Raw genomic sequence first — 12703 nt, forward strand, 5'->3', positions numbered from 1 at the left:
TCTCCTTGGCTTACCAGCCAGATAATTCGATTTGATTCCTGGTGTCGGTTTCAGGGTCTCGCCCTGAAACTTCAGACCTCTTCGACCGTGTTGGCTTCACGGCGGGACAGGTCGATGCCGAGTTCTTCCGCAGCGCGGAAGACCTCTTCGTCGGAGTCACGCATCTCGATCTGCGCGCCGTCGGAGGACAAGACCTCGACGTTCAAGCAGAGCGACTGCATTTCCTTGATCAGCACCTTGAACGATTCGGGAATACCGGGATCCGGCACGTTCTCGCCCTTGACGATGGCTTCGTACACCTTCACGCGGCCCGGGATGTCGTCGGACTTGATGGTCAGCAGCTCCTGCAGGGTGTACGCCGCGCCATAGGCCTCGAGCGCCCACACCTCCATCTCGCCGAAACGCTGTCCGCCGAACTGGGCCTTACCGCCCAGCGGCTGCTGCGTGATCATCGAGTACGGTCCTGTCGACCGTGCGTGAATCTTGTCGTCCACCAGGTGGTGGAGCTTCAAGATGTACATGTAGCCGACCGAGACCGGAACGGGGTAGGGCTCGCCGGACCGGCCGTCGAACAAACGCGCCTTGCCGTCGACGCCGACCATCCGGTCACCATCGCGGTTCGGCAACGTCGACTCGAGCAGGCCGACGAGTTCTTCTTCGTGCGCACCGTCGAACACCGGCGTTGCCACATTGGTGTTCGGTTCCGCCGAACGCGCGACGTCGCCGAGCTTCTTAGCCCATTCCGGGTCGCCGTTGATGTTCCAGCCCTGTTTGGCGATCCAGCCGAGGTGGACTTCGAAGACCTGACCGATGTTCATACGGCGCGGGACGCCGTGCGGGTTCAGGATGATATCGACGGGCGTGCCGTCCTCGAGGAACGGCATGTCCTCGACCGGCAGGATCTTCGAGATGACGCCCTTGTTGCCGTGACGGCCGGCAAGCTTGTCACCATCGGTGATCTTGCGCTTTTGCGCCACGTACACGCGCACCAGCTGGTTGACGCCGGGGGCCAGTTCGTCGTCCTCGCCACGGTCGAACACCTTGACGCCGATGACGGTGCCGCGCTCGCCGTGCGGAACCTTGAGCGACGTATCGCGCACCTCGCGGGACTTCTCGCCGAAGATCGCACGGAGCAGCCGCTCTTCCGGAGTCAGCTCGGTCTCGCCCTTCGGGGTGACCTTGCCGACCAGGATGTCGCCGTCGGTGACCTCGGCGCCGATGCGGATGATGCCGCGTTCGTCGAGATCGGCGAGGGCTTCCGGAGAGATGTTCGGAATGTCGCGAGTGATTTCCTCGGCACCGAGCTTGGTGTCGCGAGCATCGACCTCGTGCTCCTCGATGTGGATCGAGCTGAGCACGTCGTCCTGCACCAGTCGTTGGCTCAAGATGATGGCGTCCTCGAAGTTGTGACCCTCCCAGGACATGAACGCGACGAGCAGGTTGCGACCGAGCGCCATCTCGCCGTCATCGGTCGACGGTCCGTCCGCGATCACGCTTCCGACCTCGAGCCGGTCACCCTCGGCCGCCAGCACGCGCTGGTTGTACGAGGTGCCGTGGTTCGAGCGGTGGAACTTCGACACGCGGTACGTCGTGGACGTCGCGTCGTCGTTGGCCACCGTGACCTGGTCGGCAGAGACGTCGGAAACGACTCCGGCCTTGTCCGCCACGATCACGTCGCCGGCATCGACTGCGGCACGGTATTCCATGCCGGTGCCGACCAGCGGCGCTTCGGTCTGGACCAGCGGCACGGCCTGACGCTGCATGTTGGCGCCCATGAGCGCGCGGTTCGCGTCGTCGTGCTCGAGGAACGGGATGAGCGCCGTGGCGACCGACACCATCTGGCGGGCCGAGACGTCCATGTAGGAGATGTCCTCGGCCGGGATCAGTTCGGCTTCGCGGTCACCGCCGGCCGAACGTGCAAGGACGCGCTCTTCGGCGAAGTGGCTGTCATCCGTCAGCGGTGCGTTCGCCTGGGCGATCGCGAACCCGCTCTCCTCGTCGGCCGTCAAGTAGACGGTCTCTTCGGTGACGGTACCGTTCACGACCTTGCGGTACGGCGTTTCGATGAACCCGAACGGGTTAATGCGCGCGTACGACGCCAGTGAGCCGATCAAGCCGATGTTCGGGCCTTCGGGCGTCTCGATCGGGCACATGCGGCCGTAGTGGCTGGCGTGGACGTCGCGGACCTCCATGCCGGCGCGATCGCGGCTCAGGCCGCCCGGGCCGAGCGCCGACAGGCGGCGCTTGTGCGTCAGGCCGGCCAGCGGGTTGTTCTGGTCCATGAACTGCGACAGCTGGCTGGTGCCGAAGAATTCCTTGATTGCCGCCGAGACCGGTCGGATATTGATCAGCGTCTGCGGCGTGATCGCTTCGACGTCCTGCGTCGTCATGCGTTCGCGGACGACGCGCTCCATCCGGGACAGGCCCGTGCGGACCTGGTTTTCGATCAGTTCGCCGACGGCGCGGATGCGCCGGTTGCCGAAGTGGTCGATATCGTCGACGGCGACCGGGATCTCGACGTCTTCGCCGCCCAGCTTGCCGGGCAACGTTTCGGTGCCGGCGTGCAGGTTGACGATGTAACGGATCGCCGCAACGATGTCCTCGTCGCGCAGCACCGACTCACTCAGCGGCGCGTCGATACCGAGCTTGCGGTCGATCTTGTAGCGGCCGACCTTGGCCAGGTCGTAGCGCTTCGGGTTGTAGTACAGGTTGTGCAGCAGGTTGCGGGCGGCCTCGGTTGTCGGCGGCTCACCCGGGCGCAGCTTGCGGTAGATGTCGAGAAGCGCCTCGTCCTGCGTCGCGGTGGTGTCCTTTTCCAGCGTGGCGCGGATGGGCTCGAAGTCGCCGAATTCCTCGAGGATCTTCGCCTCGGTCCACCCGAGGGCCTTGAGCAGCACCGTGACGGACTGCTTGCGCTTGCGGTCGAGGCGGACGCCGACCTGGTCGCGCTTGTCGATCTCGAATTCCAGCCACGCGCCGCGCGACGGGATGATCTTCGCCGTGAAGATGTCCTTGTCGGACGTCTTGTCCGGCACGCTCTCGAAGTAGGCGCCGGGCGAGCGGACCAGCTGCGAAACGACGACGCGTTCGGTGCCGTTGATGATGAACGTGCCCTTTTCGGTCATCAGCGGGAAGTCACCCATGAACACCGTCTGGCTTTTGATCTCGCCGGTGTTGGTGTTCATGAATTCCGCGGTGACGAACAGCGGCGCCGAGTAGGTCATGTCCCGCTCTTTGCACTCGTCGATCGAGTACTTGGGCGGTTCGAAACGGTGGTCGCGGAACGTCAGGGACATCGAGCCGGAGAAATCTTCGATCGGAGAGATCTCTTCGAAGATGTCCTCCAGTCCGGAGGTCTCCGGGACGCTGTCGTCACCGGCTTCGGTGGCAGCGATAACGCGCTGTTCCCAGCGTTCGTTACCCAGCAGCCAATCGAAACTGTCCGTCTGCAGCCCGAGAAGATTCGGGACCTCCAGCGGCTCGTGGATCTTAGCGAATGAAATGCGATTGGGGCCCGCTATGTGTGCGGACGTTGAACCAGTTGTAGAGGTGCGCGAGGCAGCCAAGACAGTCCTTCCAGTGTTCTTAAGAACTTCGGTTGCATTGACGCTGGCCTAACCGTCGATCATCGCCGCCGTGACACCTTCCGCCGCAGCAGCATGGGCGTGAATCCGCCGACGTTCGATGACCGCGCGCCCGGGAATCCGATCGGTGTCGATCGATGTGGTTCGACGTGGATCGGTCGGGTTTCCAATGCGACGCGGTGAAAATTGGTGGCCGGTTTTCTTCACGGCCCATGACCGACTAGCCCACCGCTATATGAAGGCAAGAGTTATGGGAGCGTAAGCCATTAGCATACACCCACTTGGCCTGCGTGTCTACGCGCAGGCGTTCTCGTCACAGGCTTCCCCGCGTCGCGATCTCCTTCGTCACGGTGTCGACCAGATCTGCGCCGGTCGCTCCGAACAGTGTACTCGCCCAGACGCTCTGCCGCGTGAAATACGGCGCGTCGCCGTCGTTCAGCCACGCGGGCGTGCGTCCGGCTTTCAGATCGGCGGCTTCGTCTTTGGTGGCGGGGACTTCAATTGTCGCCCCGCCGGACGTCGTGATCTTGGCGGTCGTCGTCGCTTCGCCGTGCAACGGGTTCACCGAGCTGAAGGCACGCGGGCCCCGGCCCGCGGACTTTCCGCCGCTGTCGACGGCGAACAGGTCGCGTTCCGCCACCCGGAGGAGCACCATTGCCCCGGCCAGGTCGACCGCGCCGGAGTTGTCGTCGTCGACGATGCGGCCGGCCAGATCATAGGCGTCGAGGCCGTGCCGTACCCGGTCGGCTGCGTTCGCCGTCAGCGAGGTGACGTGCAATTGTTGCAGCCTGGCGGAGATTCCGAGCGTGTCGTCGGAGAGTTCCTTGCGCAGGTCGGAGCGTTGCGAGTTCCGTACGGCCGTGAGGATCCGACGGGGCATCCGGTACTTCCGGCGGCGTCCACGGACGATGAGGGCAGCAACCGCGGCAATGACGGCGATCAGCGCCAGCGATCCGTACCCGATGATTCCGCCGACGCCGATACCCGCGTCGGTGTCGATTGACGACGGCGGCACGACAACTTGTCCGGCGTCGTCCGACGGCGCCTTCTTCGGGTGCGCCAAGAAGTTCAGAAACGTGTTCAGCGACGTCGCGGCGGGCGTGCCGGACGGCGTCTGTGCGCGCCAGTTCTTTGCCTGTTCATAAATCTGTTCGAACTGCTTCACGTCGTAGACGTCAAAGTTGACGAGACCTCCGGCCGGAACCAGGATGTACAGTCCCTTCCGACCGAGTGCGCTGTGTATCGAATCCAGCAGGTCCGTACTGTCAACACTGTTGTCGGCGTCATCGTCTTTGACCGCGATGATGTACACCGGATAGTCGAGGCCCCGAGCCTTGTCGGCCGCCCTGTCGAGGGGCTTCTTCCCCAACGCGTCGGCAACGCCGGGCCCGACGTACAACCGCTTCTTCTGCAACACGGCGGCAATGCCGGCGGCTTCGCTGCTTGGCGCCCCCGGCCGAACGGTCCCGCCGGCCGGCACGAATGTCACGAGCACCAACAGCAATGCGGCAATCGCGATCACCGGTGCCACCCGCCCGCGCGCGACGAGCTGTCTATTTGTCATCGGTGCCGTCCTTTCCCGGGCCCGCTCCGGGTTTTGAGCGCGGACCGTCTCCGAGAGCGTTTTCAATCGGGATGGCGATCGCCAAGATCACTACCCCGGCAAGCAGGCCGAGGACTCCGCCAAAGACGTATCCGGCCACCGGGAATCCGGCAAGCATCATCGGAGGATCCTCGTCCTCGGTGTAGTTCGGTGCATTCGAACTGGGTTCGGACAGATCGACGGGCGGGCCTTGCTGCCATTCCTTGTGGGCAATCAAAGTGACCATCTCGGACAGCACCGCCGACACGGATGCTCCGCTCTCCGCGCCGGAGCGGCTTTCCGCCGCCTCCCTGGCATCCGTTTGAATGAAGCCGGCAGAGGTGAGTGCCACGTTGTTCGCGGCAAGGTAGAAGTCGTTGGAAGTTGCTACGACCACGACGCCCGTCAGTCCGGATTTCGCAGCCACGCGCCGGGCGAGCAGTTCCATATCGGCGCGGGATTCGTCATAGGCGTTCTCGGGCGTCACGACGACGTCGATGGACTTGTCCAGCGCTTTGATTTTCTTGGCGAGCTGCACCTGCTGCGGGTTGCTGACAACCGTTCGCATCATCGGATGGACGACGACCGGGCTCTTGTCGAGCTTGGCCACTATCCGATCGACCCGGGTGTGGTCGTAGTCGGGGATTGTCACGGCGGATGACTCTTCCGACGGCGGATCGGGAGGCATGGCACCGATCAGCCCGCCGGTCGCCACCACCGAAAGGACGAATGCCGCTACGACCGAGCCGAGAACTATCGCCGCGCGGCGGAGGGCTCGCTTGTCCGCCGCGGACGCCTTTCGGTTGGCCTGCTTTTTGCGTTTCTTTGCTCCGCTCACGTCGTCGCCCTCGCTTCGGCGTCGACCTGGACGATAGTCTCGGCCAGATTCTCAAAAGCCCCGAACCCGGATCGGGCGTAAAACACGTCGTCCAGAGCCCAGTACGGCTTGACGCGTCTGCCCACGCGCACCGCCAGGGACGCGGGGCGGCGGCGACGCTTCAGATCCGCCGAACAGGTTTTACATGCCGGCACATCGAGCCATTGACGGCTTTCTCCCCGCCAGCGGGCCTCCGCGGCGGCCCGGCCGTGCAACGGGTTGAAGAAGCAATGCTCGTGCCGGTGCGGACCGCCGGGCTTCGTCGTGTCCGAGCGCCCGGTGACCGCTCGGTGGGCGAGCCGGGCATCGTCGGCAAGCACCAGCAATGCGGCGTCCTTGCGCGCGTCGTCCGGGAACCGTCCGGACGTCAGGACGCTTGCCGCCTTGTCGATAGTCATGATCGCGTCCCGCGCGTCCAGCTGCGCCTGACCGGTCGGTTCCGACTCGATGACGTCGTCGGCGATCCGGCGAATGTCGGCCTCGGCCTTGCGTACGGACCGCTGCTGCTTCGCGCTCAACTCGGTCGGCGTCAAGCCACGTCCGGCACGCGCACGCAGCCGTATCAACATCACTGCTCCGGCCAACGCCAGTCCGGTGAGGATCAGCGTGATGAGGTTCGGCCCGTCGGGGTCCATCCAGTAGTCGAAGTTCGAATTGGCAAGAAACGGCGGGGCTTCCGCATCGTTCGGTTTCGGCGGGTCCTCGCCGGCTTGGGCGTTGCCGACGCTGCGGATGCCGTAGCTGACGACCGAAGCCGGGTGACCGGTATCGACGCCCTGCGGGAAGTGCGACGTCGCCGACGCGGAAACCCCGTCGGCGTCGACCCAATACGAATTAGGCTCCCAGCGCCCGTAGTGCGTGGCAGTGGCCAAAATGACTACCGCCGATTCGCGGTGAAGGCTTGCTACCGCGTCCCCGGCGACTCCCGCCATGACGGGTCGGGTATCCGACAGCAGAAGCGGATCGTCCGTGTCTTCGCCGATCTCCGGCAAGAGCGCGACATAGACATGGTCGGCCTGCGCGTCGTCGATCGCCCGATGAATGGCTCGTATCTGCGACCGGGTGGCCGCGGCGCCGACTATGTCGTCGACGAACAACGGGTCCTTGCGCCATCCGGCAACGACCTCTTTCGTCAAACTCCGGCGAACCGACGCCAGCGCGGTCGATTTGTCTGCCCGTACGACTTCCGTGCCGACGGCCTGCGCCGAGACCGCCGGGCCCGTTGCGGCGGCCGCCGTCGGAATGCACACCAATGCGGCCGCAGCGACAAGCGCGGCGAGTTGGACGGTGATCTGCCGATGTCGGCTCATTCGCCGCTGCCTTCCGCTCGGGTCACCGCTGCGACAAGATCGACGCCCGCGGAGCCGAAGAGGGTACGGGCCCACACCGTGCCGCCTTCGACGTACGGAGCATTGGCGTCATAAAGCCAATCCGGTGTTCGGCCCGCGTCAAGCGCGCGTGCGCACGTCCGACAGGCCCGCAAATGCTGGCTGTGGCCGCTGGAGCCTTCGAGCACTGCGTCATGAGTCGCGTCGCCGTGCAATGGGTTCACCGCGCACAAAATTGCCGAAGCGGTGCGCTTTCGGCCGGATCGCACGATTTCGAGATCCTGCTCGGCGATCCGGGTCAGGACGAGCGCTCCGGCCATGTCCACGGTCCGGGGGCTGTCCTCGTCCACAATGCCGCTGGCCAGGGAATAGGCGTCGAGGCCGTGCGTGATGGTCCGGGCCGTCTCGGCATCGATGTCATCGGTCTTGCACGATTCGAGTTCCGCGGCAACGTTCAAGGTGTTCGTCGACAAACGTTGCCGCAGTGCGTCGCGCTGCGATTGCCGAGCCGCATTGACGACGGCGTCCGGAATCTTGAAGCGGCGACTGTTGGCGCGATGCTTGTTCACGAGGTGGACGATCAACGCGACGATGCCGGCGATGATGGCCGCCAGCACGACGATGACGATAAGCCCCAACCACCCGTCGGACGAGTCGGAGGAGTCGGCGGCAAGGAAGCCCGCGTGCCCGAGTTGACGGCTAACCACGCTCATGAGACCTCACTGAATCGACAGTCTTCTTCACTGTTCGCACGATCAGCAAGCATAACAAGATCGGCAGGCAGCCTAAGCCGCCGAGGACCAGGCCGACCAGCAGCCCGATGAAGACGCCGTATCCCGGAACGCCGAAGAGGAGCACGTGGCCGTGCGCGGAGCCGGTCAACGGCTTAGTGCCCACCGTGACGAACGCGCCGATGGCCCCGGCAAGCAACGCCACGCCGATCGGAAGCAGGCGGTGGCCCTTGCGGCCGGGTCGGGAGTGCGAACGCCGCCGCAAGCGAAAGTTCGTCTTGTCCGGTTTGTCGGCCGCTCGAAGTTCGTCGGCGGTCGATACGGCGTCGACCAGATCGCCGAATGCGCCAAACCCCGTCTTGGTGAACACGCCGTCGCGCACGGTCCAGTACGGAACGACCTTCCGGCCGCGGCGCACGCCGAGCGAACGCGGCCGGTCATCGCTTCCCAGGGCGCGCGCGCACTCACTGCACACCGGCACGCGCACGCTTTCCGGGGTGTCCGCCCGCCACGCCCAGTCGCTGTAGGCGACATGATGCATGGGATCGAAGAAACACGCACGGGGCACATCATGATGCGCACCATCGGATTCGAGCGCGGCTGCGTGGAACTCGGCCAACCGGCCGAACACGACGAGCGCGGTGATCTTCCGGCCGTCGCCGGTGCCCCACGGATCGCCGAGGATCTCGGCGGCGGTCGCGATATCGATCAACCGGCGCCGGCTCGCCAATTGAGCGGGCGACACGTCGTCGTCCGACTTCATCAGTTCTCGTGCGCGCCGCGCGCCGGCGCGCACATCGGCCAGCGCCAGTGACGCCCGGCGTCTGGCCTGCGGATCGAGCCGGGTGCGGAACGGCGGCTTCACGCGCCCCCGTTGTCGGTCGACTTCGTAGAGCGTGAACGCCACGACAGTTCCCGGGATGACGAGCAGCGCGCACCACAGCAACGTGGCCTCATATTTGGCGTGATAGCTCAACGCGATGAAATGAGCCGACGCGTCGGCCGGGGAAGCAAAAGCCATGCATGCGGCAGCGGCCACGAGGAGCATCGCTCCCCCGGCGCGTACGGCTGCCCGCCGGTATTGCATCGGATTACCGGCCACTCACCGCACTCCCCCCTGCCTCACTGCGCTCCGCCATCCACCGTGCCGTCGACCAGAATACCAATACGAAAGGGGAGCCCCGAATCAGATTCGGGGCTCCCCTTTTGCGTGGCGGTGAGGCTGATTACTTCAAGGTAACCGTCGCGCCCGCGCCTTCGAGCTGAGCCTTGGCCTTCTCGGCGGTGTCCTTGTCGACGCCCTCGAGGACGTTCTTCGGGGCACCGTCGACCAGGTCCTTGGCTTCCTTGAGTCCGAGCGAGGTCAGCGTGCGGACCTCCTTGATGACCGGGACCTTCTTGTCGCCGGCGGCTTCGAGGACGACGTCGAACTCGTCCTTCTCTTCCTCGGCTTCGGCAGCGCCGCCGTTTCCGCCGGCAGCCGGGGCCGCAGCGGCGACCGGAGCGGCCGCGGTGACCTCGAAGGTCTCTTCGAACTTCTTCACGAAGTCGGAGAGTTCGATAAGGGAGAGCTCCTTGAACGCGTCAAGCAGTTCGTCAGTGGTGAGCTTCGCCATGATGGCGTGTCCTTCCGTTGCGTGGTCCAAACCGGTGAGGTTTGGAGCCGTTGTGATCTAACCGTTCGGCGGAGCATTGACCCCGCGTCGTACCTAACTTGCCTGGTGGGCGGCGGGGTGTTTTACGCCTCGTCGCCGTCCTCGGCGGGGGCTGCTTCCGCTTCGGCCGGGGCGTCGGAGGAACCGGCGGCTCCACCTTCGGTCTCGACCTTGGCCCGAAGGGCGTCGACGGTGCGAGCCGCCTGCGCCAACGGTGCGGTGAACAGGTAGGCGGCCTGGAAGAGGCTCGCCTTCATTGCGCCGGCCAGCTTGGCCAGCAGCACCTCGCGCGACTCGAGGTCGGCGAGTTTGTTGATGTCCTCAGCGGTCATCGGGGCGCCGTCGAAGTAACCGGCTTTGATGACGAGCTGAGGGTTGGCCTTGGCGAAGTCACGCAGGGCCTTGGCAGTGTCGACGGCATCGCCGGAGACATACGCGATAGCGGTGGGTCCGGTCAGGTGGCCGTCGAATGCATCGACGCCCGCCTCCTTGGCCGCTATTGAGGTCAGCGTGTTCTTCACCACGGCGTAGCTAGCGTTCTCACCGAGCTTGGTGCGCAACTCCTTGAGCTGTGCAACGGTGAGCCCGCGGTACTCGGTCAGCACGGCGGAGTTCGAATTGCGCAGGTTCTCCGCAATCTCACTAACCGCGGCTGCCTTGTCAGGCCTCGCCATGGCATTCCTTTCTTACAGGTACCGGCCGGCCGACAACAAAAAATGCGTTCCGCGCAGGATGCACGAAACGCAGAGTGTTCGGGATCGAACACAAGCTACTTCGAAACACCTACGCAGGACGCCCGCATGTTGTACGGGCCTTAAGTCGCTATCGGCTGTGGTTCGGGTGAACGAGCCCCGGCGACGACCGGCGGTCTTGGGCAGACTTCATCATAGCCGGTACGCGGGCTCAGTCCCAAATCACGCCTCCTTCGGGCACTCGTACTCCCGGCACGGCGTCCCGCATAAGCCCCGGCGGGCTATCTCATCGGCCGGACACACGTCGCGCACAGTTTTCTCGGATACTCTGTGATGGCTGCCGACGGCACTCGAAAGGCTCGTAATTCACGCATGGATGCGCTCTCCAATTTCATCATGGACGCCGCCAATTCCTATTGGCTGTTTCCCATCTTGGCGCTGTGCATCGCCTTCGACGCCTGCTTCCCGTCGTTTCCATCGGAAACCGCAGTCGTCTCATTGTCCGCACTTGCCGCATCGACGAGCTCGCCGAACATCGCGGCAATCGGCGTCTCGGCCGCGTTCGGCGCGTTTTTCGGCGATAACGTGGCCTATTGGCTCGGCCGGAGCTTTCACCCGGAAAAGTGGCCGATCATGCGCCGCCCCAAGGCCCAGCGGGCCCTCGAACGAGCGAGGTCCGGGCTTGCCGACCGGGCTCCCCTGTTCATCATCACCGCCCGATTCGTGCCGTTCGTCCGGCTTGCCGTGAACATCACGGCGGGCGCCACCAAATTCCGCTGGGGCAGGTTCCTACCGATCTCCGCTGGGGCCGGCATCGCGTGGGCGGGGTACTCGGTCTGCGTCGGCGCGATCGCGGGCAGCTGGGCACAAGTGCATCCGCTGCTCAGCGTGGGAGTTGCGATCGCCGTCGCCATAGTTCTCGGGCTCATCATCAATTGGGCCGTCGAGCGATTGTTCGCCCGGCGTGCGCAGTCTCAGGCGAACTCTCGAACTACGGCCAAGGCACGGTCCCGGGCACGGTCCGGCTCTCCCGCCGGAATAGTTGATCGGGACGACGCGATAGCTGCGGACGAGACCACTACGATCGAGGCGCCGGCGCACCGGGCATCGGATTGCGTCAAGAAATAGCGTTCATGCGCTTTTGCCACTGAGCACACCAGCCGGCCGTTGTGAATCCCAGTGCCACGTTGACCGACAACATGTACGAGTTCTCGGCGGCGTTCCACGTGTGGACTCGTCGCACAGCCGGCCGCGCGGCAGCCAGCCTGCGCAAATTCCCGGTCTTCACGAACTGACCGAGCTTGCGCCCGCGATGCTCGGCGAGAACGAGCGTGTCGTTTTGAAACGCAATAGTCTCGTCATGATCGGGCACCACTATCTCGGTGAAGCCGACAAGTCGCCCGGACGGCACGTGCTCGGCTGCGCAGACCAGCGCAGTGCGCCTCTGCTGACGAAGTGTCGACTCGTTGTCGCGCACGCGTGCGGCGTCCCAACTCTCCTCGACGGCCTCGATGCCGGCGGACGGCGCGTCGGTGCTCATGCGCGTGCTCAACCATGCCAGGTCGTCGACCCATTCGTCCGGGCAGCGGTCGGTCCAGGTCACGAGTCGATAGTCGTGCGGCGCATTTGCCCGCCCGATCGCTTCGGCTTCGAGTCGCGCCACCAGCCGGGCGTCCGCCGGCATCGGCAGCACGCTGTAGCGTTCGACCTGCTCGAGCACGAATCCGCGGGCCAACGCAAACCGCGCCGCGGCATCATCCGGAATCTCCCCGACTCCGGATTTGGCTCTCACATCGCGACGCCCGCAGGCGGTGCCGGCCGGATGATCCGAATCCGACACAAGCACGGACCGTCCGTTCCGACGACAGAATTCGGTGAGCGCGACAAACAACGCCGAGCCGATACCCTGCCGCCTCCGGTCCGGGAGAACCGCCACGTGCGCGCGGGCCCGATCGGTGTCGTCGACCAGCGATCGGCCTATCGACGCGCGGCCGACCACCAGATCGCCGTCCCAGGCCAGCAGCCTGTCGATACGGCTGTATTCCTCGTGGGCCAGTTCGGCAAATCGCTCGCGCGCCGTATGCACGAGGTCGGTATAACCGAAATCGGTGAGGGCGCACTCCCGCTCCAGTGCAATCAGGCCGTGGAGGCCGGCGGCGTCCGCGTCGTCCAGCGATCGCGGCCGGGCCATCGGCTCGATGACGATGCCGTTTCGCTCAAAGTTCACCTCGGTGGTCATCCGCTAACGTTCACC

Annotated in this window: 10 protein-coding genes; 1 reads left to right on the plus strand and 9 read right to left on the minus strand. The window is 64.9% G+C overall.

Going from position 1 to position 12703, the window contains the following annotated elements; translation table 11 throughout:
* Positions 1 to 71 precede the first annotated feature (71 nt).
* The 8 genes from rpoB to rplJ form a co-directional block, all read right to left on the minus strand.
* Entirely contained in the window at positions 72 to 3566 is a 3495-nt protein-coding gene (rpoB, locus tag BJY26_RS18200) for a DNA-directed RNA polymerase subunit beta (RefSeq protein WP_179429578.1), read from the minus strand.
* 331 nt (positions 3567 to 3897) lie between these two features.
* Positions 3898 to 5148 (minus strand): hypothetical protein, encoded by a 1251-nt coding sequence (locus BJY26_RS18205; RefSeq protein ID WP_179429579.1) that lies wholly within the window; start codon positions 5146 to 5148, stop codon positions 3898 to 3900.
* Complete coding sequence (locus tag BJY26_RS18210; RefSeq protein ID WP_179429580.1) at positions 5138 to 6004, minus strand: hypothetical protein; 867 nt, start codon at positions 6002 to 6004, stop codon at positions 5138 to 5140. The genes BJY26_RS18205 and BJY26_RS18210 overlap by 11 nt, the downstream gene beginning before the upstream one ends.
* The gene (locus BJY26_RS18215; RefSeq protein WP_179429581.1) at positions 6001 to 7353 is read right to left on the minus strand and encodes a hypothetical protein; all 1353 of its coding nucleotides are present in this window, start codon (positions 7351 to 7353) and stop codon (positions 6001 to 6003) included. The genes BJY26_RS18210 and BJY26_RS18215 overlap by 4 nt, the downstream gene beginning before the upstream one ends.
* Positions 7350 to 8084: a hypothetical protein gene (locus BJY26_RS18220; RefSeq protein ID WP_179429582.1), complete on the minus strand. Its 735-nt coding sequence runs from the start codon at positions 8082 to 8084 to the stop codon at positions 7350 to 7352. Before BJY26_RS18220 ends, BJY26_RS18215 begins: the two co-directional genes overlap by 4 nt.
* Entirely contained in the window at positions 8071 to 9204 is a 1134-nt protein-coding gene (locus tag BJY26_RS18225; protein WP_179429583.1) for a hypothetical protein, read from the minus strand. Before BJY26_RS18225 ends, BJY26_RS18220 begins: the two co-directional genes overlap by 14 nt.
* A 124-nt stretch (positions 9205 to 9328) precedes the next feature.
* The gene (gene rplL / locus BJY26_RS18230; RefSeq protein ID WP_179429584.1) at positions 9329 to 9718 is read right to left on the minus strand and encodes a 50S ribosomal protein L7/L12; all 390 of its coding nucleotides are present in this window, start codon (positions 9716 to 9718) and stop codon (positions 9329 to 9331) included.
* Between the two features lie 122 nt (positions 9719 to 9840).
* Entirely contained in the window at positions 9841 to 10431 is a 591-nt protein-coding gene (rplJ, locus tag BJY26_RS18235) for a 50S ribosomal protein L10 (RefSeq protein WP_179429585.1), read from the minus strand.
* A 390-nt stretch (positions 10432 to 10821) separates the two neighbouring features.
* Here rplJ and BJY26_RS18240 point away from each other — a divergent pair, with 390 nt between their 5' ends.
* The gene (locus BJY26_RS18240) at positions 10822 to 11577 is read left to right on the plus strand and encodes a DedA family protein (RefSeq protein ID WP_179429586.1); all 756 of its coding nucleotides are present in this window, start codon (positions 10822 to 10824) and stop codon (positions 11575 to 11577) included.
* Here the strand turns inward: BJY26_RS18240 and BJY26_RS18245 are convergent.
* Positions 11567 to 12688: a GNAT family N-acetyltransferase gene (locus BJY26_RS18245; protein ID WP_179429587.1), complete on the minus strand. Its 1122-nt coding sequence runs from the start codon at positions 12686 to 12688 to the stop codon at positions 11567 to 11569. The genes BJY26_RS18240 and BJY26_RS18245 overlap by 11 nt on opposite strands.
* Positions 12689 to 12703 lie beyond the last annotated feature (15 nt).

Source organism: Spelaeicoccus albus, from assembly GCF_013409065.1.
Lineage (GTDB): Bacteria > Actinomycetota > Actinomycetes > Actinomycetales > Brevibacteriaceae > Spelaeicoccus > Spelaeicoccus albus.

Bases quoted from the DNA above. Each gene is read 5' to 3' on its own strand.
- BJY26_RS18245 (WP_179429587.1), bottom strand. From the start codon at position 12,688: ATGACCACCGAGGTGAACTTTGAGCGAAACGGCATCGTCATCGAGCCG.
- BJY26_RS18215 (WP_179429581.1), bottom strand. From the start codon at position 7,353: ATGAGCCGACATCGGCAGATCACCGTCCAACTCGCCGCGCTTGTCGCT.
- BJY26_RS18240 (WP_179429586.1), top strand. From the start codon at position 10,822: ATGGATGCGCTCTCCAATTTCATCATGGACGCCGCCAATTCCTATTGG.
- BJY26_RS18205 (WP_179429579.1), bottom strand. From the start codon at position 5,148: ATGACAAATAGACAGCTCGTCGCGCGCGGGCGGGTGGCACCGGTGATC.
- BJY26_RS18220 (WP_179429582.1), bottom strand. From the start codon at position 8,084: ATGAGCGTGGTTAGCCGTCAACTCGGGCACGCGGGCTTCCTTGCCGCC.
- rplJ (WP_179429585.1), bottom strand. From the start codon at position 10,431: ATGGCGAGGCCTGACAAGGCAGCCGCGGTTAGTGAGATTGCGGAGAAC.
- rplL (WP_179429584.1), bottom strand. From the start codon at position 9,718: ATGGCGAAGCTCACCACTGACGAACTGCTTGACGCGTTCAAGGAGCTC.